Consider the following 23,724-nt stretch of genomic DNA (forward strand, 5'->3'; position numbering starts at 1 on the left):
TGTCGTAGTTTCCATGCATGAGCAGTGACGAGGACCCGGGCGAGCCGTTGGGGCAGATCGGCGGCTACGAACTCCGACGGGTCCTGGGAACGGGCGGCATGGGAACCGTCTACGAGGCCGCGGACGGCGCCGGGCTGACCGTCGCCCTCAAGGCGCTCCACCCCGCCTTCGCCGCCGACCCGGAGAGCCGGGAGCGACTGCGCCGGGAGGTGGCCACGCTCCACCGGGTGCGCGGGGCGCAGGTGGCCCAGGTGATCGACGCCGAGGTCGACTCCACGGAGGCGTTCATCGTCACCGAACTCATCCACGGCCAGCCGCTCGACCAGTCCGTGCACACCCACGGCCCGCTCGAGATCCGCGAGCTCGCCGATCTGGCCGCCGGGCTGGCCACGGCGCTCCAGCAGATCCACGGCGTGCACGTGGTCCATCGCGATCTCAAGCCGAGCAACGTCATGCTCACCGAGGCCGGGCCCGTGCTCATCGACTTCGGCATCTCCCAGCTCGTGGACGACGCCCGGATCACCCGCACCGGTCTGGTCACCGGCACCCCCGGTTACGTCGATCCCGTCGTGCTCGGCGGGGCCGCGCCCGACCAGCTGGGCGACTGGTGGGGGTGGGCCGCCCTCCTCGTGTTCGCGGCGACCGGGCGGGAACCGTTCGGCACCGGCCCCGCGACCCTCGCCCGCGCGACCGAGGGCCGCGTCGACGTCGAGGGACTGCCGCGACCCGTCGCCGAGGTGCTCACCGTGGCGCTCAACCCCGATCCGCGGTACCGGCTGCCGCCGGCGGACGTGGTCGAGCTGCTCGGCGAGATCGCCCGCGGCCGGCACGTGAGCGTGCCCCCGGCCGCCGTCGCCGGTGCCCGCGACGGGCATGGCTCGCAGCCCCCGTACGGCTCGGTGGGAACCGCCGGCCCCGTGGGAACCGCCGGCCCTGCCGGAACCGCCGGGCCCGCCGGTGCGCCGCCGCCGAGCTACCCGCCGGGCGGTCCGCCGCCGGCGCAGCGGGTCGCCCGCGATTCCCTCGTGGAGTCCTGGCCCCGGTTCCACTCCACCGTGGCCGAACCCGTGCGGGCCTATCCGGGACCGGAGCCGTACTACGCGCCGGACCTCGCGGAGCGGGGACTGCGCCCGGCACCCTCCCGGCCCGTGATGACGACGCTCGCCTGGCTCGTGCTCGTGGCGTTCGCCGTCCGCGCGGCCGGCAGCGCGACGATCGCGTTCGCCGCCGTGCTCGCGGGCGCGGGCGCGTGGGGCTGGGGGGAGCGGCGGCTGCGGGACCGGCGGATGCGGTTCGGTCGGCGCCGCCGGGACGGCGCGCTCGTGTGGCTCGCCGCCCCGGTGCATCTGGTCAGCGGCGTGGTGACGGCGCTGCCCGGCCTCATCGCGGGGGCGGTGGTGGCGCTCGGGGCGTGGCTCGTGCTCGGGCGGTTCATCGCCGCCGGCCTCGCGGCCGGGCTCGCCGTGGCACTGCTGGCCTTCATGGCCTGGTTCGTTCCCAGCTCGGGGGCCGCCCGGGCGGGGGTGCGGCGGGTGTGGGCCGTGATGATGCCGAATCGCGGCGCGGCGGCGGGGGCCACGGTGGTGGCCGTCGTCCTGCTCGGGGTGGTCGCGCTCTGGGCGCTGGGGCAGGTGGATTCCGCCTCGTGGGACCCGTTCCCGATGCCCACGCCGTGAGTGCGTATCCTAGGCACTGCCGACCGCCCTCGACCTTCCGAAAGAGTTCCATGTCAGCGAACACCAAGCGCCGTGAAGACGCTCGCAAGCAAGCCGAGAAGATCGCCGCCAAGCAGGCCTCCTCCGACAACCGCACCCGCAACATCCTCATCATCATCATCGCCGCCGTGATCGCGCTGCTCGTGGTCGCGGGGATCGTGATCTACCAGGCGTCGCAGAAGACCCTGCTGAGCGACTTCGAGGGGACCGCGCCGGCGGCCGCGGACACGCACGGCGGGATCGCCTTCAGCGACCAGGGCGTCGGGGTCGTCGGCTCGGGCCCGGTGGTGCAGGTGTACGTCGACTTCATGTGCCCGATCTGCGGCGACTTCGAGGAGGTGAACGGCGCCGACCTCGTCGAGCTCGTCGAGGCGGGGACCGCCACGGTCGTCTACCACCCCGTCAACTTCCTCGACCGCTACTCCCAGGGCACGGCCTACTCCACACGCGCGGCGAACGCGTTCGTCACGGTCGCCGAGGACGCCCCCGACCAGGCGCTCGACTTCATGACCGCCATGTTCGAGCAGCAGCCGGCGGAGAACACCACGGGGCTGACCGACGAGGAGATCGCCGGCATCGCGGTCGACGCCGGCGTTCCCCAGGAGGTCGCGGACACGTTCGGCGACCTCACCTACGGCGACTGGGTCGACGCCGCCTCCCAGCAGGCCACGCGCGACGGGGTGACCGGGACGCCGAGCGTCGTCATCAACGGCACCCCGCTCGACACCAAGAAGTACAACTGGACCCAGCCCGGCGTGCTGCGCGACCACATCGAGGAACTCGCGGGCTGATCGATCCCGACGGCCGGTGGCCGGCGGCACCGGGGAGGACGCCCCGGCCGCCGGCCACATGCCGTTTTCGCCATCACGACCCGCTCTGGCAGAATCGACCTGCCCGCGGGGCGCGCCACCTTAGCTCAGTTGGTAGAGCAGCTGTCTTGTAAACAGCAGGTCGTCGGTTCGAGCCCGACAGGTGGCTCCATAGAGGGGCTCAGCAGTTCGTTGCCGTGTGCACAGTGCGCACAGTGGTTGCCGCGTTCGACTGCCCGGCCGGGCTTGTCGACGTCCACCGGAGGACGTACGATGACTGATTGCACGCGACAATCGTGAACGCAGGTGCTCACATCGTCGTGCATGAACGCACATCAGCAGCAGGGACGCTCTGAAAGGTATGGGATGACAGGAATCGCCATGGGCCCTCGTCGACGAGGCAGGGCCATAGGACTGCTCGGGCTGCTCGTCGCAGCAGCGACCTCGCTCGGGCTGCTGGGCCTCGCGCCCGTGGCCGCGGAGGCGGCCACGTCCGACGACGGCAGCATCTCGGCGGAGATCGAGTTCGTCGATCCCGCGGAGGACGGGGAGTACGCCGTCGGCGACGTGCTCGCCTTCACCTACGTCGTCGTCAACCTCCTCGACGAGGACCGGAGCCTGAGCCTCGTCGAGAGCAACCTCGACGGGGATGAGGGCTGCAAGTGGTTCAAGGCGGCCCCGGGTGCCGAGCAGCGCTGCGTCGGCCGGGCCACGCACACGGTGACGGCGGCCGACCTCGCGGCGGGCGCGTTCACCCCGACCGCCACCTGGGGCATCCACTCGGGCATCGACTACGTCGGGATCGCGTCCGAGGTCGAGGTCGTCGGCGAGCCGGTCGACCTCATCGGACCGGGCATCAGGGCCGAGGTCGTCGCGACCAACGCCCAGGCCGACCACGACTACGAGGTGGGCGACGTGCTCGAGTTCGCCTACGTCGTCACCAATCTTCTCGACGAGGCGCGCTCCACCCAGCTCCTCGAGAGCAACCTCGACGGCGACGCCGGCTGCAAGTGGTCGAGCCACCCCGCCGGAACGACGTACGAGTGCGGCACCCCGCGGCACACCGTGACGGCCGCCGACCTCGAGGCCGGCTCCTTCGTGCCCACCGCCACGTGGGCGATCCACACGGGCACCGGCTACCCGGGGGCGCAGGAGAGCATCGAGATCGTCGGGGATCCGGTCGGCCTCGTCGACCACACCGAGGCCGGCAACGGGGGCCTCGACTTCGACGCCTCGTGGGAGGGCGAGCCCTTCTACACCAGCACGCAGCTCGCCACGAACGGCGTCGGCGGCTTCCCGAACTACCGGATCGTGGCGCTCGCGGTGACCAACAGCGGCGACCTGCTCGCCTCCTACGACGGGCGTCCGACCGGTGCCGATTCCCCCGGGCCGAACTCGATCCTGCAGCGGCGCAGCACCGACGGCGGCCAGACCTGGGAGGAGCAGACCGTCATCCACGCCGGGAAGGTGAGCCGGCCCATCCACGGCTTCTCCGACCCGAGCTATATCGTGGACCGGATCACCGGCGAGGTCTTCAACTTCCACGTGTACTCGCAGGACCAGGGCTTCTTCGGTTCACACGCCGGAACCGATCCGAGCGACCGGAACGTCGCCCACGTCGAGGTGTCGCGCTCGACCGACGGCGGCCGCACCTGGACCCACGAGATCATCACCGACCAGATCACCCCGGACCCGTCGTGGACCAGCCGGTTCGCGACCTCCGGGCAGGGAATCCAGCTCAAGTACGGCGAGCACGCCGGCCGGCTCATCCAGCAGTTCCCGGTCATGGTCGCGGGGGTGATCAAGGCCGTGAGCGTCTACTCCGACGACCACGGCGACAGGTGGCAGGCGGGGACGCCGGTCGGGGTGTCGATGGACGAGAACAAGACCGTCGAACTCTCCGATGGCCGCGTCATGCTCAACTCCCGTGACAGCGCCCGGAGCGGCTACCGCAAGGTCGCCTTCTCCACCGACGGTGGCGTGACCTACGGCGAGGTCACCCTCGACCGGGAGCTCCCGGACCCGACGAACAACGCGTCGATCATCCGGGCCTTCCCGAACGCGGCCGAGGGGAGCGACGAGGCGAGGATCCTGCTGTTCTCCAACTCCGCCAGCACCACGAGCCGGACCAATGGAACGATTCGGATGTCCTGCGACGACGGGCAGACCTGGCCGATCTCGAAGACGTTCGAGCCGGGCGGGATGGCCTACTCCACGCTCGCGACCCAGCCCGACGGCAGCATCGGTCTCCTGTACGAGCCCGGTGGCGGTGGCGGCGGCATCGCCTACGCCAACTTCAACCTCGCCTGGCTCGGCGGGATCTGCGCCGGCGTCACGGCCGATGAGGCGAGTGTCGACCCGGGATCGAGCGTCGACGTGCAGCTCACGGTCACGAACCAGACCTCGGCCGCGCTCACCGGGGCGGCCATCGCGCTCGACCTGCCGGCCGGGTGGACCGCGTCCGAGGCCGTCGTGCCGGAGATCGCCCCCGGAGGCTCTGTGCGGGTGCCGGTGACCATCGCCGTGCCGGCGGGCGAGGTGCCGCAGACGGTGCGCATCCCGCTGACGTTGACGACGCCGCGGGGCTCGTCGTCGGGGTCGCTCTCCGTGCGGGTCAACGCGCCCGTCGGGCAACCGATCACCGTGGTCGGGACCCACACGAACCCGAAGGACCTGGACACCTACGAGGTCGGTGACCGGCTCGAGTTCACCTTCGCCGTGGAGAACATCTCCGGTGGCCCGATCGCTGTCGTTCCGGACGGAACGCTCGAGGGCTTCGACCCCGACGACGGGGCGCCGAACTGCCGCTACCGCGCACTACCGACCGACGGCGGGTACGAGTGCACGACGGCCTTCCACGTGGTGACCCAGGCCGACCTCGACGCCGGTGAGTTCGCGCCGGTCACGTCCTGGGATGCCCGGGAGGGGGGCGAGAGCGGGCCGAGCATCGGCAGCATCGCGCTCGACTCCCCCGTGGTGATCCTCACCAGTGGCAGCACGGGCGACTCGGACGGGTCGGACGCCGACGCCGACGGGTCGGATGGTTCGGACGCCGGCAGCGACGGGTCGGATGCCGGGAGTGACGGTTCCGACGGTGGGTCCGACGGCTCGGACGGCTCCGATGCCGGTGCTGACGGTTCGGGCGCTGGTTCCGACAGCGGTGCGGACGGCTCCGATGCCGGTGCTGACGGTTCGGACGCTGGTTCCGACGGCGGGTCGGACGGCTCCGACGGTGCTGATGTCGGCGCGGATGGCTCGGACGCCGGTACTGACGGATCGGACGCTGGTTCCGACAGTGGGTCGGACGGCTCCGACGGTGGATCCGACGGTGCCGATGTCGATGCTGATGGTTCGGGCGCTGGTTCCGACGGCGGGTCGGACGGCTCTGATGCCGGTGCTGACGGTTCGGGCGCTGGTTCCGACGGCGGGTCGGACGGCTCCGACGGTGCTGATGTCGGCGCGGATGGCTCGGACGCCGGTGCAGATGGTTCGGGCGCCGGTGCGGACAGCCCCGACGGCTCCGACGCCGGTTCGGGTGACGAGGGAGCCGACCGGCTGCCGTCGACCGGGATCGCAGCAACCGCGGCGGGCCTGCTCGCGTTGACCCTGATCGGCCTGGGCATGGCACTCAGGGGTCGCCGACTGAACGCCTGATCCGCCGGCCCCTCCTGATTCGACTGTGGCACCCATCGATCGATGGGTGCCACAGTCGTGTCGTCTCAGGTCCAGGTCCAGGTCCAGGTCCAGGTCCAGGTTCAGGTTCAGGTCCAGGTTCAGGTTCAGGTCCAGGTACAGATCACCGACCGCCGACCACCGACCGCCGACCGCCGACCGCCGAGCCCGCGTACGCGCATGCGCGGGTGTGCGCCGGAGTGTCGGAGCGTCGGAGTGTGGAAGTGCCGGGAACGAGTCGGGCACCGCTCCCTCGTGGGAAGCGGTGCCCGACCGTGGCAGCCTCAGCCGTCGGCGCGGCGCCTCGCATGCGCGAGTGCGATCCCCGCCAGGGCCGTCAGTGCGGCCAGGAGGAGGACTGTGCCCACCTGGACGCCCGTCGCGGACAACTGAGTGGGAGGAACCTGGCTCGGGGCGTCCGGTGCGGCGGCACCGGCCTCCCGGTCGCGATCCTCGGGCGCGTCGTCAGCGGCTGCGGACGCACCGCCGGAATCCGCGTCCGATTCCGTGGCCGAGGCTCCACCGGCACTCGACTCCGCCGGCGCCCCGGTGTCACCGGAGCCACCCGCGGTCGTGGCGCTCAGACCTTCGGTGTCGGTCGTCCCGTGGGCGCCGGTTCCGCCGGTTCCGCCGGTGTCGGCGGTACCGCCGGACGCCGAGCCGTCATCCGGGTCGGACGAGGCGTCCGACCCGCCAGCACCGCCGGTGTCGGCCGACCCGGCCGGGCCGGTGCCGCCGGTGCCCTCGCTGTCGTCGGCCCCACTGGTCCCGTCGGTGCCCGCGTCGGCCCCGTCGCTGTCGGAGGCGCCGCCGATTTCGGAGGTTCCTTCGGTGCCCGAGTCGGCCCCGTCAGTGCCCGAGTCGGTGCCGTCACTGCCGTCGGTGCCGTCGGTGCTGTCGGTTCCGCCGGTATCGGACGTGCCGTCGGCGTCGGCCGTGCCCTCCGAGCCGTCGTCCCCGCCGCCCTCGTCCCCGCCGCCCTCGACCACGGCCACCTGCACGCGCGGATCGGCCGTGAGGCCCGCGGAATTGGCCAGGCTCACCTCGAGCCCCGCCCACACGACCGAACCCGCCGGCGCGTCCACCCGTGCCGAGGCGCTGATCGTCACCGGCGTGCTCGGCGCCACCGCTGACGGGAGCACCACCTGATAGCTGCCGTCCGCGCCGAGAACGACCGTACCCAGGCTCGACTCGGGGGCGGCGGTCAACTCCAGTCCGGGACCGGTCACGACGGTGATCACGCCGTCGCGGACGGGGGCCGTCCCGGCCGTCACGGTCGCGGTCAGGTCGACCGGGGAGTCGCTGCGGGCGGTCGCGGCCGTCGTCGTCAGATCCGCGGTGAGCGTGGACACCGGCGCGAACCTGATCTTCCCGGTGTTCGCGTTCGCGTCCCACGTCTGCAGCGCCTGGCCGAACGTGCGGGCGAACTCGTACTGCCCGGCCGCGTTCGCGGCGCCGATGCCGGTGAGCGCCGGATCGTCACCGGGCGAGCCGAGCCAGGAGGCGGGGACGTGGCCCTGATTGCGGAGCAGCCAGTCCGTGCCGAGGTCGACGAGCAGCACCGACTCCGTGACGGCGACCGCGCGCGCGGCGGCGAGGTGGCCGTCGTCCGTCCCCGCCTGGGCGAGCACGAGGATCGGCACGGCGCCGTCCGTGCGCACCCGCTCGATGAGCGTGATGAGGTCGGCGCGGTAGTCCGCCACGTCCGAGGCCTCGGCGCCCGTGACGATCGAGACGATCCCCGCTCCGGCATCCCCGATGCGGCGGTCGTAGTCGGCGAGCAACTCGGCCACGGTGCTCGACGTCTCCGTCGTGTCCACGACGAAGCTCGAGCGGTGAGTCCGCTCCCACCGCTGCCGCTCCTCGAGGTGGCCGACCCAGTCCCGCGCACCGCCCGTGCGCGGCACGCCCGGGCCGAGATCGCCGGTGAACAGCCAGGTCGAGTCCCGGTCGACCAGGGTGCGCAGCGCGGCGGCGTCCGCCGGGGCGAACGTGGCGCCGTCGATGCCCATGGAGCTGAGCGCCCCCGTGCCGAGCACGACGTTCCAGGCGGACACCCGCCGGATCTCGCCCGTGAACGGGTCCGTCACCTCGTCGCCGGCCACGAGGCCGCCGATGACGAACCGATCGAGGTCGGCGATATCCGCCACGAACGCGCGTCCCGGCTCCACGAGCACGGGGATCGCGTCCACGAAGATCGTCAGGTGGCCGTCCTGGCTGCCGACCGAGATGAGGTGCCGGTTCCCGTCGTTGTACCGCGATTCCGTGCGCACGTCGGCGAGCACCTCGCCGCCGCTCACGACCCGGTAGGTGACGCGGCCGTCGTCCATACCCACGGCGAGGGAGTCGCCCGGGTGCGCGGAGCTGCCGAGGCTGAGCAGCGTGCCCGTGCCGGTCGACGTGGTCGAGGCGTACAGCTGGATGGAGCCCTCGCGCCGGCCCTCGATCCAGGAGATGTGCAAGCTCTGATCCACCGGGGTGGTGCCGTCGAGGACCGGATCGGCGAACGTCCAGCCGTAGGTCTGCGTGCGGCCCTGTGCCGGGCGCCGAGTGCGTTCGGCCGGCTCGGTCGTGACCGCCTGCCGCAGCGTGACCGGCTGCGCGGCCGCCACCGTGTTCGTCGCCGTGGCGAGCGCGGTCGAGACCAGCTCGTGCTCGGCTGCGGGCGCCGTCGCCGTGAGCTCGACCGTGAGCGCGGATCCCGCCGCGATCGCGCTGTTCGAACGGACGACGTAGGTCCCGTCTCCCCGCTGCGTCACCTCGGCGCCGGGGCTCGTCTCGAGCGCCCCGGTGACCGTGAGCGCCGGATCGGGTGTCAGTTCCAACTCGACACCGCGGGCGGGGTAGTCGCCGGGCCGCACGGTGGCCGTCATCGTGACCGTGCCGCCCGGTGCGATCCCGACCTGGGAGCTGGTCAGTTCGGTCGCGAGCGAGGTCGCGGGCACGGGCGGGGCGGAGGTCGGGGGCACCGACAGCGAGGCGAAGGCGCTCGCCGGGTCGAGCAGCCCGACGGAGCGGAGGAAGTGCCGGGCGAACTCGTAGTGTCCCTGCCCGCCCGGGTGGATCGAGTCGCCCCACCAGCCGGCCGGCACAGTGCCGTCGTTGCGGCGGAGCCAGTCGGTGTACATGTCCACGACGAAGACGCGCTGCTCGGCGGCCACCTGGCGGACGGCGGCGACGTACTGCGAGTAGGCCGCGCGGTTGCCGCCGTCGCCGCCGCGGATCGGTTCGGAGGTGGCGAAGATCGGGATCGCGCCGCCGGTGCGGATCGTGGTCGCGACCTCGGTCAGCTGCTCCCGGAACGTCGGGATACCGCTCGCGCCGCCGAGGTGGACGACGTCGTTCATGCCGATCATGATCGTGACGGCGGCCGGGTCCCATCGGCTCACCCGGTTCGTCCAGTCCTCGAGGATGTCGCGGGCGGTGTTGCCGGAGACGGCGGTGTTGACCACGCGGTGCTCGGCGCCCGGGAACTCCGCGCGGAGGTAGGAGTCGACGTGTTCGGACCAGGACCTCCAGCCGAAGGTCCACAGCGCGCCGTGGGTGATCGAGTCGCCGGTGAACACGAGCGTGTCGTCCGCATCGGGATCCGCGAGCAGGTTGCGGACGGCCCCGACGTCGGGCAGGACGGCCTCGGCGGGAATGCCCTTGGCCCCCGCCTGGGCGGCCAGGTCGGCCGAGCCGAGCGGCTGGTCGTAGGCGGTGACCCGCCAGATCGTGCCCGTGAACAGGTCGGTGCCGACCGGGTCGGAGGCGCTGAGCCGCCCGCCGAAGGTGAAGGAGTTCGCGCCCGGCACGGCGGCGGCGAAGGCGGTGCCGGCGGCGGAGAGGACGGGGGAGGCGTCGACGTCGATCGTCACCCTGCTCCCCGCGACGGCCACCTGCACGAGATGTGGTGAACCGTCGTTGAACGCCCCGGGGGAGACCACGTCGGTGAGCACGGCTCCGGCCCGCACCACCCGGTAGGTGAGCCGGCCGGCGTCGTCGAGCCCGAGTGTGAGGTGGGAGTCGTCGCGGGTGGTGTCGCTCAGGGCCAGGAGCGTGCTCGCGTCCGTGGCGGTCGTGGCGAAGGCGACCTGGAACGAACCGGACTCGAGGGAGTCGACCAGCCCGACGTTCACGCTGCGGTCGAGGACGGCGGTGCCGTCGAAGACCCGGTCCTCGGCGTTCAGGCCCCAGCCGAACGTCATGGACGGCGTGGGGGCCGGCGCGGCGGCCTGCGCCTGCGGGGGCGCGGCGGGTGGCGCGGTGGGGCCGGTCGCGCCGGCGGTGACGGCGGTGACTCCCATCAGGAGTCCGACGGCCGAGGCCAGGGCGACAAGGGATCGGGGGGCTGTCATGCGCCACTCCTCTATACGACATCGTATGTGGGACGTCCTGACTCTATCGCACACTCGTGCTCACCGGAGCCGACGCCTTATGAGCGTTCGGGTGTGCCGGGCCGGTCGACCTGGGCCGGCGGCCCCGGGGTCAGTCGCTCATCCGGGTGAGCACGAAGACCGGGATGAGCCGGTCGGTCTTCTCCTGGTAGGACGCGTAGGGCGGGAAGGCGTCGACGGCGCGGGCCCACCAGCGGGCGCGCTCGGGGTCGGAGACCTCCCGGGCGATGTAGTCGTGCCGGTCGGCGCCGTCCTGCAGTTCGACCTGCGGATGCGCGACGAGGTTGTGGTACCAGGCCGGGTGGTTCGGCGCGCCGCCCTTGGAGGCGATCACCGCATACTCGCCCTCGTGTTCGACGCGCATGACCGGCGTCTTGCGCAACCGGCCCGATCGGGCGCCGATCGACGTGACGAGCACGACCGGGCGCCCGTGCAGGGTCGTGCCCTTCGTCCCGCCGGAGCCCTCGTAGAGCTCCGCCTGCTCACGCGCCCAGGCCGCGGCCGGATCCGAACTCGGTTCGTAGGTTCCCTCGAGTGGCATGAGTCCAACCTAGCCCCGGCGCCCGGCGCGGGCCCTGTGGGCCCCGTGGGCCCCGGGGGCCCTGTCGGCCCGGTGGGGTCTGCGCCGGCCCGAGCTACCCCGCCGGTTCCAGCTGCACGGGCACGCGGCCCGCGGACCCGGCCCCGAACATGAGGATCGGGCCCTCGGGCGTGCACTCGAACGGTGCGGACGCAATGGGCACGGAGTCGAGCAGGTCGCCCGCCGCGGCGCCGCCGTCGATCGACTGACCGCCGACCTCGATCGTCAGCTCGAGGTTGTTCTCATCGCCGCTCGTGCTGATCACGCCGTCCTCGGCCGTGTAGCTGCCGCTCACCGAGCCGGTCGTGATGCCGCTCGCGCGCTGGCCCGCGATGTCCATCGTCAGGGTGAAGTCGGGGGTGTAGGTGTACCGGTCGGCCGTGAACGTCAACCCGGTGCCGCCCTCGATCGCGAAGCCGGCCGGAACCTCGAGCGAGTCGTAATACCCCTGGAGGGTGTCCTGCGAGACCTGCCACTCGCCGATGAGGCACTCGGCCCCGGCCGGGGAGGGCATGGTCGGCTCGGTCGGGTCGGTGGTCGGCTCGACCGGTTCGGTCACCGGCTCCGTCGTGGCGGACGGCTCGTCGACACCGCCCGTCGTCGCGGCCCCGGCGTCGGGCCCGCTCGGCCCGCTCGGCCCACTCGGCCCGCTCGGCGCGGTGCATGCGCCGAGGGCGAGCAGCAGCATTCCCATGCCGGCCGCCACGGAGCCACGCACCACGCGCCGGGAAGGGGACCGCCTCGTCGAGATCATGAGCACACCGTAGTGCATCGGCACCCGCGCGCTGCTGACAATTCTTCACCGAACCGTCGCCACGGCCGGGCTCGGGGGGCTAGGGTGCTCGCACTGGGCGGATCACTGTCGATAGCTAGGACAAGCACATGAGACTCGGCACCATGACGGCCGGTCGCGCATCGTGGCGCGGACCGGCGGCGGCCCTCGGGGTCGCAGCACTGGCCCTCGCGGGCGTGGCCACCGCGGTTCCCGCGGCGGCGGACATCGACGGGGACACCCTCACGGTCGACCTCGTCGGCGTCAACGACTTCCACGGGCGGATCGACGAGGGCCTCAAGGTCTCCACCGATGCCGACGGCACCGTGACGATCGCGGACGAGAACACGGGGGCGGCCGCCAGGCTCGCCGCGGCCGTCGAGGACGTCCGGGCCGACAACGCCGACACGGTCTTCGTCGGCGCCGGCGACCTCTTCGGAGCCTCGACGTTCACCTCGATGATCGGCGACGACATCCCCACGACCGACGTCTTCAACGCCATGGGGCTCGACGTCTCCTCGGTCGGCAACCACGAGTTCGACCAGGGGATCGCCACGCTGAAGGAGCGGATCGACGGCACGGGGGACTTCGCCGGCCACGCGCTCGACTGGCCCTACCTCGGCGCCAACGTCTACGACGAGAGCACCGGGGACCCGGCGCTGCAGGAATACGACGTGATCGAGACCGCCAACGGCGCGAGCATCGCGTTCATCGGGGTCGTCACCCAGGAGACGCCCTCGCTCGTGACCCCGGCGGGGATCGCCGGCCTGGACTTCGGCGACCCGGCCGACGCCGTCGACCGGGTGATCGAGGAGAACACCGAGGTGGCGGACGCGGACGCGATCGTCGTCCTCATCCACGACGGCGGCGCGAATGCCGCCGCGGTGACGGACACGGCCACCCACTTCGGGCGATTCGTGCAGGACATGGCCGACCGCGGCGACATCGCGGGAATCTTCTCCGGCCACACCCACGTCATGTACGAGGTCGCCGTCGACGGCATGCCGGTGATCCAGACCGGCTCCTTCGGTGCGAACCTCGGCCGGATCACGCTGTCGTTCGCCGTCACCGGCAGCGGCGACACCCGGGAGCTCAGCCTCTCCGGGGCCGCGAGCGACATGATCCCGCTCTCCTGGAAGGACGACGAGGGCGCGACCGTCTACTACCCGGTGCCCGAGGGCAACGACGTGGTCGACGCGGTCAAGGACGTCGTGCGGACCGCGGTCGAGGCGGCCGAGGAATTGGGCGGTCAGGTCATCGGCCACGTGAGCGACGACCTCAACCGCGCCGTGCAGAGCGAGGTGGATGCCGAGACCGGCGAACCGATCGAGAACCGGGGTGGGGAGTCGACGATCGGCAACCTCATCGCCGATGCCCAGATCTGGGCGATCGACGAGCAGGCGGCCACGGACGACCTGCCGGTCGTCGCGTTCATGAACCCCGGCGGCATTCGCACCGACATCAAGTACGGCACCGACGGCACGGTCACCTACAAGCAGGCCGCCACCGTGCAGCCGTTCGCGAACACGCTCAACACATTCGATCTCACCGGCGCCCAGATCAAGCAGGTGCTCGAGGAGCAGTGGCAGCCCGAGGGCGCCAGCCGCCCGTTCCTCAAGCTCGGCCTGTCCGGCATGTGGTACTTCTACGATCCGGCCGCCCCGACGGGCGAGCACATCACCTACGTCGAGATCGGCGGCGAACAGCTCGACCCCGACGCCACCTACCGGGTCGTGGCCAACAACTTCCTCGCCTCGGGCGGCGACAACTTCACCACCCTCGGCGAGGGGGCGGACTACGCCGACTCCGGCATCGTGGATCTCGCGGCGTTCGTCGACTATTTCAAGGCCGCCGAGGCGGCGGGCGAGGTGGTCACGCCGGACTACGACCAGCGCGCGATCGGGGTGCACTGGAACACGAGCCAGGAGGACACCTACCGGGTGGGGGAGGAGATCTCCCTCGACCTGTCCTCGATGCTGTTCAGCACGAACGAGCCGAAGCCCGAGGTGCTCGGCCTGGCGCTCGTCAACCCCGACACGGAGGAGACGGTCGACCTCGGCACCACCCCGCTCGACCCGAGCATCGTCGACACCACCGACGAGGTCGGCCGGGCCCAGGTGCGCCTCACGGTGCCCGAGATCGACGGGCTCGGCGAGGATCCGCAGGCCTGGCGCCTGCAGGTGACCGACGCGGTCAACGGGTACTCGGTCTGGTTCGGCGTCGCCCTCACCGCCGCCGCGGCGAGCCCGACCCCGACGGACACCGCCTCGCCGACGCCGACGCCGACGACCTCGGCGACGCCGGCGCCGACACCCTCGGTCACCGTGCCGGGCGGTTCGATGCCCGACACGGGCGCGGATGTCGACCTCGCCGCGATCGTGGGAGTGCTGCTCCTGCTCAACGGCGCGGCCGCGGTCGCGGTGGCGCGCCGCCGCCGCAGCAGCGCCCGCGACTGAGCGTGCGAGGGTGGGGCCGGGCGCGGGTGATCAGGGTGCCCGGCCCCACCGTCCGACCCGGCCCCACCCCGTCCGGCCCGTGTCCGCGGGAGGATCTAGGCTCGTGCCCATGACGCCCGACCAGCTCGCGCTCATCCGCACCCTCGGCACGCCCGCCCCGCACCCGGACGGCGGCTGGGCCGCGGTGGCCGTCACCGGCGCGGACCTGGCGGCGGACGCCTACCGCAGCCGGCTCTGGCGGGTCGACCTCGCGACCGGCGATCTCACCCCGCTCACCCACGGCGAGCTCGACACGGCCCCGGTCTGCTCGCCGGACGGTCGCCGGCTCGCCTTCTTGCGCGCCGGTGCGGACGGCCTGCCGCAGGTCGCGGTCATGCCGACCGGCGGCGGCGAGCCGCTCGTGCTCACCGATCACGAGTGCGGGGTGAGTGGTCCGCTGCGGTTCTCCGCGGATTCGACCCGGCTCGCCTACGCGGCGCGCGTTCCCGAACCGGGCCGCTACGGAACCGACGCGGCGGTCGATGCCCACGCCGAGCCGCCCCGGCACATCACCCACCTCGACTACCGCGCCGAGGGCACCGGCTTCCACCTCGACCGGCCCGAGCGCGTGTTCACCCTCACCCTGCCCGGCCCGCTCGATCCCCAGGCCGATCCGCAGGCCGATCCAGCGCCTCTGGACGACGTCGCCCGCCCCGCGCGCGCCGGCGCACCCACCCGACCGGTCGCCGTCACGAGCGGGGCCGGTGCGTTCCGGGCGCCGATCTGGTTCGGCGAGGATCTGCTCGCGCTGCGCGAGGTGCGCGGCGCGCACCATTGCGAGCTCGTGCGCATCCGCCCGGACGGCACGGCGAGCGTGGTCGACACCGGTGCGTGGATCGTCGGCGGCCTCGTGCGCGACCTCACGCACGAGCGGCGCGTCTGGCTGCTGCTCGCCGACTACGGGCCGGACCGCACCGACTTCATCGGCAAGCGGGCCGCGCTCGCCTCCGCGGACCTCGTGGGCACGGAACTGATCGACCTTCGGGTCCACACGGACCCGCAGGCCGGCGGGCTCGTCGCGGACGGATTCTGCGCCGTCCAGGGAGGAGTCGTGATCGCCCGGGAGCGCCGGGGAAGCGTCGAGCTGCTCCGCTACGACGGCGAGCTCACGAGCATGCTCTCCGGCCCCGTCACGGTCACGTCGGCCGCGGGGATCGGGACCTCGGCGGGCGCGCTTGCGGTCGCCGCCGGGATCGGCTCGGCCGGCGACCTGTGGCACATCGGGGCCGACGGCGAGGCCCGCCAGGTGACCGACCTGTCGGCACGGCTGCGCCGGGAGGCGGGCGTGTTCACACCGGCCGAACTCGAGGTGAGCGCCGCGGACGGCTACCCGGTCCACGGTTGGGTGACCCAGCCGGCGGGCGAGGGCCCCCACCCCGTGCTCCTGCTCATCCACGGCGGGCCCCACGCCGCCTACTCGCCCACCTACTTCGACGAGGTCCAGGCCTACACGGCGGCGGGCTATGCCGTCGTGTTCTGCAACCCCCGCGGCTCCGCCTCCTACGGGCAGGCACACGGGCGCGCCACGATCGGCGGCTGGGGGCGGCTCGACGCGCAGGATGTGCTCGCCTTCCTCGACGGCGCCCTCGCCGCCCACCCCCGGCTCGACCCGGGCCGGGTCGGCGTCATGGGCGGCTCCTACGGCGGCTACCTCACGGCCTGGCTCACGACGATCGACCACCGCTGGCACGGCGCGATCGTCGAGCGCGGATTCCTCGACCCGGTCTCCTTCGAGGGATCGAGCGATATCGGCTGGTTCTTCGGGCTGCAGTACCTGGGCAGCGACCCGGAGCTCGTGGCCGCGCAGTCGCCGATGGCCGCGATCGGCCGGGTGCGCACGCCCACGCTCGTCATCCACTCCGAGCACGACTGGCGCTGCCCCCTCGAACAGGGGCAGCGCTGGTTCGTCGGGCTCAAACGGCGGGGCGTGCCCGCCGAGTTCCTTCTCTTCCCGGGCGAGGGCCACGAACTCTCCCGGTCCGGGCGGCCGGCGCACCGCCGCGCCCGGTTCGACCACATCCTCGCGTGGTGGCAGCGCCACCTGCCGGTGACCGAAGGAGCCGCACGATCATGAGCATCCGCCGAGTGAATCCCGCCCACGCCGCCGAGGCGTTCGCCGCGAGCGAGCGGCTGGGGGAGGAGGCGAAGACCGCCGCGCTCGCCGCCGGCCTCGACCTGCGCGCGATCGAACTCATCCGGCTGCGCTGCTCCCAGCTCAACGGCTGCGCCATGTGCCTCAAGGCGCACACCGCCGCGGCGCTCGCGGCCGGCGAGACCGTCGAACGCATCGGCGTGCTCACGGCGTGGCGCGAGACCCGCTACTTCTCCGACGTCGAGCGGGCGTGCCTCGAGCTGGCCGAGGCGGTCACCCTGGTCGCGCAGCGGCATCTGGACGACGACGGCTACACGGCCCTCGCGGCGGTGCTCGCCCCCGAGCAGATCAGCGCGGCCACCTGGGTCGCGATCGCGATCAACGACTCCAACCGGATCTGGATCCACGCCGACCGGCCGGTGCACCCGCCGCGGGAGCAGCCCTCCGGGTCGTGACCGGGGGCTACCGCCCGGCGCGCCCGGGAGCATCGACCGCGGCCTCGACGAGGCGCAGGTCGGGGTACTTCGCCCTCCGGGCGTCACCGGTGGAGGCCCGACGGAGCCTGCGCGTCGCCCACGGGTAGACGTCGCGCCGAAGCCAGGCTGCGTCGTCCCGCAGCTGCGCGAGCGAGGCGACGGTTTCGCCGGGCCCGCGCGGGAGCTCCCAGCCCGGATCGCCCGGCGGGAGGCCGAGCGCCACGAGGCCCGCCTGCGCGACCCGGCGGTGCCCCTCGGGGCTCAGGTGGATCCGGTCCTCGGCCCACATGCGCCGGTCCCGCAGCGAGCGCATCCCCCACAGGTCGATGACCGCGGCGCCGTGCCGGTGGGCGATCGACCACAGGTCGGCGTTGTAGATCGCGATCTTGTGTCGCAGCGCCCCGAGCAGGGCCAGCCCGCGGGTGTCCATGCCGGTGGCCAGGAGCACCCGGGTGCCCGTGGCCCGGACTCGCGCGACGGCCCCGTCGAGCAGGGCGGCCAGCCGGTCCGGGCTGCATCCCAGATGCAGCACGTCGTTGCCGCCGCCGGCGATCGAGATGAGATCGGGTCGCTGCTCGAGGGCGCGCGGGAGCTGATCGGTGAGGATCGACTCGAGGAGCCGCCCACGGATGGCCAGGTTCGCGTATTCCAGCGGCTCCTGACCGGCCTCGTGCCGGTACCCGCTCAGGGTGAAGGCGAGTCGGTCGGCCCAGCCGTACTGCACCTCCGGGTCCTCGGGCGCCGTGTCCCACAGCCCCTCGGTGAAGGAGTCCCCGATCGCGACGTAGCGCCGGGGAAGCGGGAGGGCGGGCGTGCCGGTCACCGCACCACCGTGCTCGTGCGGTAGCGGCGGCGGACGTTCGGCTCGGACGAGGGGCCGCGATGGTCCTCCGCGATCCACGGCCCGGTGCCCGCGGACGGGTCGATCACCCCGGCCTCGATCCACGTGAACTCCCCGTCGAGGACCCGGCGGGCCACGTCTTCGTCGTGGGCGTCCGTGTTGATCCACAGGGCACGGAACAGCGAGTCGATGCGCCGGCGCGACTGCCGGCAGAAGGCGTCGGCGAGCACGGCGGGGGAGTCGGCGGTGAGCGCGGGCGTTCCGTCCGCGCCGGTCCCCTCGCGGTCGGCGTGGGCCCAGACCGCGGTCATCGCGAACAGCTCGGCGCCGATGTCGACGATCCGGGCGAGGAATCCCTGCTTGTGCTCGAGGCGACCCTGCCAGCGGGCCATGCCGTAGAACGTCGAGCGGGCCAGGCGCCGGCTCGCCCGCTCGACGTAGCGCAGGTGCGACGCGGCCGGGCCGTACTCCCGGAAGGAGCCGGGCAGCGTGCCCGGGCCGGCGGCGAGCCGCGGTAGCCAGCCCGCGTAGAAGGTCGCCGCCGCGGCCAGCGCCGCGGACTTCTCGGCCCCACCGGCCTCGGGGTCGATGAGCGGGCCGGCGACCGAGAGGTGCGTGTCCACCGCCTCGCGGGCGATGAGCAGATGCATAATCTCGCTCGACCCCTCGAAGATCCGGTTGATCCGCAGATCCCGCAGCAACTGCTCGGTGGCCACGGCGCGCTCCCCGCGTGCCCGGAGCGAGGCCGCGGTCTCGTAGCCGCGCCCACCCCGGATCTGCACGAGGTCGTCGGCCACCCGCCAGGCCATCTCGCTGCACCACAGCTTCGCGAGCGCCGCCTCGATGCGGATGTCCACGCCGCCGGAGTCCGCCATGGCGCCGGCGACCTCGACGACCGCCTCCTGCGCGTACGTGGTCGCGGCCATGAACGCGAGCTTGTGCCCGATCGCGGGGTGCCGCCCGATCGGGCGGCCCCACTGGACGCGGGCGTTCGACCACTCGCGGGCGATCCCCAGGGCCCACTTGCTGCCCGCCACGCACATCGCGGGAATCGAGAGCCGGCCCGTGTTCAGGGTGGTGAGCGCGATCTTGAGGCCCTGCCCCTCCCGACCGACCACGTTCTCCGCCGGCACCCGCACCCCGTCGAAGCGGGTGACGCCGTTCTCGAGCCCCCTGAGCCCCATGAACGAGTTGCGGTGCTCGACCGTGATCCCCTCGCTGTCCGCCTCGACCACGAACGCCGTGATGCCGCCCCGGCCGCCCTCGTGCTCGGGTACCCGGGCCAGCACCACGAGCAGTTCGGCGAGCACGCCGTTCGTGGTCCACAGCTTGACCCCGTCGAGCAGGTAGTCCCCCTCGGGGGTCGGCACGGCCGCGGCCTGCAGGCGCGCCGGGTCGGAGCCGACATCCGGCTCGGTGAGGAGGAAGGCGGAGATGGCCCCGGCGGCGCAGCGCGGCAGGAACCGGTGCTTGAGCTCCTCGGAGCCGAACTGTTCGACGGGTTCGGGCACGCCGATGGACTGGTGGGCCGAGGCGAGCGCGCCGATGCTCGGGTGGGCGGAGCCGAGCAGCATGAGGGTCCGGTTGTAGTGGACCTGGCCCAGGCCGATCCCCCCGTACTCGGGCGGGATCTTCAGGCCGAAGACGCCGAGGTCGATCAGGCCGGCGAGCACGTCGTCGCCGATGCGGTCCTCCGCCTCGATGACGGACCCGTCGACGTTCTCACGCAGGTGGCGCTCCAGCCGCGCGAGATACGCATCACCCCGGACGCGGACCTCCGGGTCGAGCCGTTCACTCTCCCACACCAGCTCCGGGCGGAAGTCGCCCAGGTACAGCTGTCGCGCGAACGAATCGTGCTCCCACTCCGTCTGCCGGGACTGTTCCGCCACCCGGCGGGCATCACGCTCCGTGACCCTCGACGCATTGCTCATGATCGCCTCCACCATCGAACCGACCATTCCAGTGTGCCCCGGCTCGCACGGTCCTGCCAGGGCTCGACGGCGTCACGCTCGCGGCAGGCGCCCGATCTCCTCTCCCGCGGCGTCGAACACGGCGAGTTCGTCGCCGTCGACCACGGCCGAGGCGAGTCGGTGCAACCAGGTGTCGACCCCGGGGCAGGCCTTGAGCGTGCCGAGGACGTCGTGGAAGTCGACCTCGCCGTCGCCGGTCGCCGTGTAGCTCCCCGACAGTCCGTTGCACCCGTCGTTGCCGGACACCTCCCCGTGCGCGCCGAAGATCAGGTGCGGCGCCCGATCGCCGTCGCCGCCCCAGCGGCCGGCGACGTCGACCCCCGGAGCCGGGGTGGCGCCGTCGCCCTCGGCGCCGGAGCCGCCGCTGGAGAGGGGCCCGAGCCAGAGGGCGAACACGACGCCCCCGAGGGTGAGCGCGGCGGTGGTCACGATGGCGGCGCGTCGCAGGAACAGCATGCGTCGGAGGCTAACATCCGGCCGCTCGCGCGGTCCCACCCGAGCGACCCCGCCCGCCTGTTCCCACCCACCCGATCGTGCACGGCCGGACACCGCGCGCGGCGGCCGGAGCGGCCATGGGGCGAACTACCCATGGGGTGTGACCCGTTCGTCGGCCTCCCGACGATCCCCCGCGGGCCATCGCTGGTAGCTTTCTAGACGTTTGCCGAGATCTGGCACGCACACGCAAGAAGAGTCATGCACATGCAAGAACATCAAGGGGAAAGAACTACATGAGACGAACCCGACCGACCCTCACGGGCGCCGCGATCGGCGGCAGCCTGGCCCTGGCGTTCGGCGCCGGCATGGTCGCCCTGCCCGCCGCCGCCGACAGCGACGTGCAGCTGCCGAGCGATTGGCAGGCCGTCGCGGCCGAGCTGCTCGACACGGGCGCCGACCCGCGACCCTCCGCCCAGTCCGCCGACTCGAGCAACGTCGCAGCGGTCGGCGTCGACGCCGACGGCGGCCTCGTCATCGCCGTCGACGGCGAGGGAATCGACGCCGGCATCGACGAGGCGCGCATCGCCGCATACGAGGACCAGGCGACCATCGTCCAGGTCGAGGGCGGCTTCTCCGCCCTCGCCTCGACCGGGGACACGGTCGTCGGCGGCGCCGGGATCTACTCGATCGCCTCGGCCACCCAGGTCTCGGTCTGCTCCGTCGGATTTCCCGCCTGGGACTCGAGCGGGCAGCCCGCGATCGTCACGGCGGGTCACTGCGCCGATGACGGAGCGCTGACCGGGGTCGGCATGTCCGTGCCGTCCGAGGATCAGGCCGGCAGCGGCGACAAGGATGGCTTCGCGCCCGGGCCCGCCCTCGGGATCTATGGCTTCTCCCAGTTCGGCGGCCCCGGCAACACTGCCGGCTCGGAGATCGACCCGGGCACGGACATCGCGGTGATCGACGAGATCAACGCCGACCTGACTCTCTCCCCCGAGATCACCGACTGGACCACCACGGATGACCTCGCGGCCTCGACCACGGTGATCACCGGCGTCGGTGCGGTGGACCAGAACGGCGCCGCCATCGAGCGCAGCGGCCGCACGACCGGCCACTCGAGCAGCTCCGCCGCCAACGTCGGCATGGTCGACGGGGCCGCCAAGATCGACGGGCGATTCGTCCGCGGCTTCATGGTCGAGGACATCGCCGTCGACCAAGGCGACTCGGGCGGCCCGGTCTACCAGGGGGAGACCGCCATCGGCATCGTCTCCGGCGGCAGCCCGACGGGCAATCAGCTCTGGGCGGCCGACCTGCAGGACGCCCTCGCCCACACGGACGGCTACACGATCCAGCTCCACATCGACGCGCCCGCGGTCACCGCCCCCGATGCGGGCGGCGACATCGACGCCGGTGAAGCGATCACCGGCACCGCGCCCGCCGGCACGACCCTCGTGGTCCAGCCCGTCGGCGGCGACGAGTTCACGGTCGACGTCGACAGCGACGGCACCTGGTCGTTCGACGCCCCGCAGGAGCTCGGCGACTACGCCTTCAGCCTGCAGGCCGAGAACGGCTACAACGCCTCCGAGACCGTGGAGCACGACGTCAACGTCACCCTCCCGGCACCGGCGATCACCGCGCCCGCCGACGGCGACCGCGTGACCGAGGCGATCTCCTCCGTGAGCGGCACCGGCTACGACGGCGCGACCGTGCACGTGACCATCGACGGCGAGGAGCTCATCGCCGAGGTCGCGGGCGGAGCCTGGAGCGTCGAGACCGACCTCGGCTACGGCCCCCACGAGGTGGGCGCCTACCAGGTGTTCGAGGAGCAGCAGTCCGCCACGGTGACCGCCGCGGTCACGGTCGCGCCCGCGGCTCCGGAGATCACGGTTCCGGCCGACGGCGGCTTCTTCGCCGAGACCGAGCTGACCGACGTGCTCGACGTCGAGGGCACGGGCATCGACGGCGCCACGGTCACCCTCCTCGTCGACGGCGAGCAGGCCGGGACGGCCGTGGTCACCGGCGGCGCATGGAGCATCGCGGTGGACCGTGACTTCGCCCCCGGCGACTACACGCTCGCCGCGGTGCAGACCATCGACGGCACCGACTCCGACGAGACGTCGATCATGTTCTCCGTGATGTCCGTCATCGACGAGGACCCGACGGTCGACCCGACGGACGACCCGACCGCAGGCCCGACGGACGGCCCGACGGACGGCCCGGACCGCCTCCCCGACACGGGCGCCTCGACGGCGACCCTGCCGTTCCTGGGCGCGGCGGCGGCCCTGGTCATGCTCGGCGTCGCCGGCGTGATCCGCAGGCAGCGCGCCTGATCCGATCAGCAGTGAGGGGCGGGCTCCGGGCGACCGGGGCCCGCCCCTCGCCCGTCCGCACTACGGCAGGCGCCAGTCGATCGGATCGGCACCGAGCGTCGTCAATAGGCCGTTGACCCGCGAGAACGGGCGCGAGCCGAAGAACCCGCGCGTGGCCGACAGCGGGGAGGGGTGGGCCGACTCCACCACCGGCACCGATCCGAGCCGCGGGCGCAGGGCACGGGCGTCCCGGCCCCAGAGCACGGCCACGAGCGGGCCGCCGCGGGCCACGAGCGCGTCGATCGCGGCGCCGGTGACCTGTTCCCAGCCCCGGCCCCGGTGCGAGGCGGGCCGGCCGGGGGAGACCGTGAGCGAGCGGTTGAGCAGCAGCACCCCGCGATCGGCCCATGGCCGCAGGTCGCCCGTGGTCGGCCGCGGCACCCCGAGATCGTCGACCAGCTCGGTGAAGACGTTCGCCAGCGAGCGCGGGAGCGGGCGCACGTGCGGCTGGACCGAGAAGCTCAGCCCCATCGCGTGCCCCGGCGTGGGGTAGGGGTCCTGCCCCACGAGCAGCACCCGCACCTGCGCGGGCGGGCGGGTGAACGCGGCCAGCACCTGCTCCGCGGCCGGCAGGAAGCCCGGGCCGGCGGCGTCCTCGGCCTGCAGGAAGTCGCCGAGCTCGCGGAGAACGGGCTCCACGGGCGCGAGCGCGCGGGCCCACCCGGGATCGATCGCCTGCTCCAGAGGTGTGCGCATCCCCTCATTCTCACCGATTCCCGCCCGGCACCGAACTCTCGAGGACCTGCGGACCGGGGCGGCCCGGCGCCCGAATGACACGCGTGTGGTTCGCCCGTAGGATGGGCGCGACCGGACCACAGGGAGGAAGCGGATGAGCGAGCAGGCGGATGCCGCCGCGGGGCTCTCGGAGCGCGACGCGCAGATCCTCGACTTCGAGCGGCAGTGGTGGAAATACGCCGGTGCCAAGGAGACCGCCATCCGCGAGCGCTTCGACATGTCGGCCACGCGCTACTACCAGGTGCTCAACGCCCTGATCGACTCACCCGACGCCCTCGCGGCCGAGCCCATGCTCGTCAAGCGCCTGCGCCGCATGCGCGCCGGCCGCCGGGAGGAACGCTCGGCGCGGCGTCTCGCTTCCACCCGGTAACCGGTACCCTGCAC

At 72.7% G+C, this 23,724-nt stretch carries 15 protein-coding genes and 1 tRNA gene; 9 read left to right on the plus strand and 7 right to left on the minus strand.

Annotated elements, in window-relative coordinates; all coding sequences use genetic code 11:
• Positions 1-17: 17 nt before the first annotated feature.
• The 4 genes from GCG21_RS17070 to GCG21_RS00215 all read left to right on the plus strand — a co-directional run bounded on the left by GCG21_RS17070 (position 18) and on the right by GCG21_RS00215 (position 6,178).
• Positions 18-1,676: a serine/threonine-protein kinase gene (locus GCG21_RS17070; RefSeq protein WP_152817227.1), complete on the plus strand. Its 1,659-nt coding sequence runs from the start codon at positions 18-20 to the stop codon at positions 1,674-1,676.
• Positions 1,677-1,726: 50 nt separating this feature from the next.
• Complete coding sequence (locus GCG21_RS00205; protein WP_152817228.1) at positions 1,727-2,506, plus strand: thioredoxin domain-containing protein; 780 nt, start codon at positions 1,727-1,729, stop codon at positions 2,504-2,506.
• A gap of 114 nt (positions 2,507-2,620) precedes the next feature.
• Positions 2,621-2,696: transfer RNA gene (locus GCG21_RS00210), tRNA-Thr, on the plus strand.
• A 194-nt stretch (positions 2,697-2,890) separates the two neighbouring features.
• Complete coding sequence (locus GCG21_RS00215) at positions 2,891-6,178, plus strand: exo-alpha-sialidase (protein ID WP_152817229.1); 3,288 nt, start codon at positions 2,891-2,893, stop codon at positions 6,176-6,178.
• Positions 6,179-6,480: 302 nt separating this feature from the next.
• Here the strand turns inward: GCG21_RS00215 and GCG21_RS00225 are convergent, their stop codons facing one another.
• The 3 genes from GCG21_RS00225 to GCG21_RS00235 form a co-directional block, all read right to left on the minus strand.
• Positions 6,481-10,536: a GDSL-type esterase/lipase family protein gene (locus GCG21_RS00225; protein ID WP_152817231.1), complete on the minus strand. Its 4,056-nt coding sequence runs from the start codon at positions 10,534-10,536 to the stop codon at positions 6,481-6,483.
• Between the two features lie 130 nt (positions 10,537-10,666).
• Positions 10,667-11,116, minus strand: coding sequence for a nitroreductase family deazaflavin-dependent oxidoreductase (locus GCG21_RS00230; protein ID WP_152817232.1), 450 nt, complete (start codon positions 11,114-11,116; stop codon positions 10,667-10,669).
• 94 nt (positions 11,117-11,210) lie between these two features.
• Positions 11,211-11,909, minus strand: a complete 699-nt coding sequence (locus GCG21_RS00235) for a hypothetical protein (RefSeq protein ID WP_152817233.1) — start codon at positions 11,907-11,909, stop codon at positions 11,211-11,213.
• A gap of 128 nt (positions 11,910-12,037) precedes the next feature.
• Between GCG21_RS00235 and GCG21_RS00240 the strand changes: the two genes are divergently transcribed.
• The 3 genes from GCG21_RS00240 (at position 12,038) to GCG21_RS00250 (ending at position 16,969) form a co-directional block, all read left to right on the plus strand.
• On the plus strand, positions 12,038-14,383 hold the full coding sequence (locus GCG21_RS00240; RefSeq protein WP_152817234.1) for a bifunctional UDP-sugar hydrolase/5'-nucleotidase: 2,346 nt from the start codon (positions 12,038-12,040) through the stop codon (positions 14,381-14,383).
• Between the two features lie 109 nt (positions 14,384-14,492).
• Positions 14,493-16,496 carry a S9 family peptidase gene (locus GCG21_RS00245; RefSeq protein ID WP_152817235.1) on the plus strand — a complete coding sequence of 668 codons (2,004 nt, stop codon included), beginning with the start codon at positions 14,493-14,495 and terminating at the stop codon, positions 16,494-16,496.
• On the plus strand, positions 16,493-16,969 hold the full coding sequence (locus GCG21_RS00250; RefSeq protein ID WP_152817236.1) for a carboxymuconolactone decarboxylase family protein: 477 nt from the start codon (positions 16,493-16,495) through the stop codon (positions 16,967-16,969). The genes GCG21_RS00245 and GCG21_RS00250 overlap by 4 nt, the downstream gene beginning before the upstream one ends.
• A gap of 7 nt (positions 16,970-16,976) precedes the next feature.
• Here the strand turns inward: GCG21_RS00250 and GCG21_RS00255 are convergent, their stop codons facing one another.
• The 3 genes from GCG21_RS00255 to GCG21_RS00265 all read right to left on the minus strand — a co-directional run bounded on the left by GCG21_RS00255 (position 16,977) and on the right by GCG21_RS00265 (position 20,257).
• Positions 16,977-17,813 (minus strand): SGNH/GDSL hydrolase family protein, encoded by an 837-nt coding sequence (locus tag GCG21_RS00255; protein WP_228760069.1) that lies wholly within the window; start codon positions 17,811-17,813, stop codon positions 16,977-16,979.
• Positions 17,810-19,762 (minus strand): acyl-CoA dehydrogenase family protein, encoded by a 1,953-nt coding sequence (locus tag GCG21_RS00260; protein WP_152817237.1) that lies wholly within the window; start codon positions 19,760-19,762, stop codon positions 17,810-17,812. The genes GCG21_RS00255 and GCG21_RS00260 overlap by 4 nt, the downstream gene beginning before the upstream one ends.
• Before the next feature lie 72 nt (positions 19,763-19,834).
• Positions 19,835-20,257, minus strand: coding sequence for an META domain-containing protein (locus tag GCG21_RS00265; protein ID WP_152817238.1), 423 nt, complete (start codon positions 20,255-20,257; stop codon positions 19,835-19,837).
• Between the two features lie 272 nt (positions 20,258-20,529).
• Here GCG21_RS00265 and GCG21_RS00270 point away from each other — a divergent pair, with 272 nt between their 5' ends.
• The gene (locus GCG21_RS00270) at positions 20,530-22,566 is read left to right on the plus strand and encodes a trypsin-like serine protease (protein ID WP_152817239.1); all 2,037 of its coding nucleotides are present in this window, start codon (positions 20,530-20,532) and stop codon (positions 22,564-22,566) included.
• A 60-nt stretch (positions 22,567-22,626) separates the two neighbouring features.
• Here GCG21_RS00270 and GCG21_RS00275 read toward each other — a convergent pair whose 3' ends face one another.
• Positions 22,627-23,301, minus strand: coding sequence for a uracil-DNA glycosylase (locus GCG21_RS00275; RefSeq protein ID WP_152817241.1), 675 nt, complete (start codon positions 23,299-23,301; stop codon positions 22,627-22,629).
• A 133-nt stretch (positions 23,302-23,434) separates the two neighbouring features.
• Here GCG21_RS00275 and GCG21_RS00280 point away from each other — a divergent pair, with 133 nt between their 5' ends.
• On the plus strand, positions 23,435-23,710 hold the full coding sequence (locus GCG21_RS00280; RefSeq protein WP_152817243.1) for a DUF3263 domain-containing protein: 276 nt from the start codon (positions 23,435-23,437) through the stop codon (positions 23,708-23,710).
• The last annotated feature ends 14 nt before the right edge of the window (positions 23,711-23,724 follow it).

The organism is Pseudactinotalea sp. HY160 (assembly GCF_009372055.1).
Classification (GTDB): Bacteria; Actinomycetota; Actinomycetes; order Actinomycetales; family Beutenbergiaceae; genus HY158.

What these genes read in the sequence shown, in the direction of transcription:
- GCG21_RS17070 (WP_152817227.1), top strand. Translation starts at nt 18, where the DNA reads ATGAGCAGTGACGAGGACCCGGGCGAGCCGTTGGGGCAGATCGGCGGC.
- GCG21_RS00205 (WP_152817228.1), top strand. Translation starts at nt 1,727, where the DNA reads ATGTCAGCGAACACCAAGCGCCGTGAAGACGCTCGCAAGCAAGCCGAG.
- GCG21_RS00215 (WP_152817229.1), top strand. Translation starts at nt 2,891, where the DNA reads ATGACAGGAATCGCCATGGGCCCTCGTCGACGAGGCAGGGCCATAGGA.
- GCG21_RS00225 (WP_152817231.1), bottom strand. Translation starts at nt 10,536, where the DNA reads ATGACAGCCCCCCGATCCCTTGTCGCCCTGGCCTCGGCCGTCGGACTC.
- GCG21_RS00230 (WP_152817232.1), bottom strand. Translation starts at nt 11,116, where the DNA reads ATGCCACTCGAGGGAACCTACGAACCGAGTTCGGATCCGGCCGCGGCC.
- GCG21_RS00235 (WP_152817233.1), bottom strand. Translation starts at nt 11,909, where the DNA reads ATGATCTCGACGAGGCGGTCCCCTTCCCGGCGCGTGGTGCGTGGCTCC.
- GCG21_RS00240 (WP_152817234.1), top strand. Translation starts at nt 12,038, where the DNA reads ATGAGACTCGGCACCATGACGGCCGGTCGCGCATCGTGGCGCGGACCG.
- GCG21_RS00245 (WP_152817235.1), top strand. Translation starts at nt 14,493, where the DNA reads ATGACGCCCGACCAGCTCGCGCTCATCCGCACCCTCGGCACGCCCGCC.
- GCG21_RS00250 (WP_152817236.1), top strand. Translation starts at nt 16,493, where the DNA reads ATGAGCATCCGCCGAGTGAATCCCGCCCACGCCGCCGAGGCGTTCGCC.
- GCG21_RS00260 (WP_152817237.1), bottom strand. Translation starts at nt 19,762, where the DNA reads ATGAGCAATGCGTCGAGGGTCACGGAGCGTGATGCCCGCCGGGTGGCG.
- GCG21_RS00265 (WP_152817238.1), bottom strand. Translation starts at nt 20,257, where the DNA reads ATGCTGTTCCTGCGACGCGCCGCCATCGTGACCACCGCCGCGCTCACC.
- GCG21_RS00270 (WP_152817239.1), top strand. Translation starts at nt 20,530, where the DNA reads ATGAGACGAACCCGACCGACCCTCACGGGCGCCGCGATCGGCGGCAGC.
- GCG21_RS00275 (WP_152817241.1), bottom strand. Translation starts at nt 23,301, where the DNA reads ATGCGCACACCTCTGGAGCAGGCGATCGATCCCGGGTGGGCCCGCGCG.
- GCG21_RS00280 (WP_152817243.1), top strand. Translation starts at nt 23,435, where the DNA reads ATGAGCGAGCAGGCGGATGCCGCCGCGGGGCTCTCGGAGCGCGACGCG.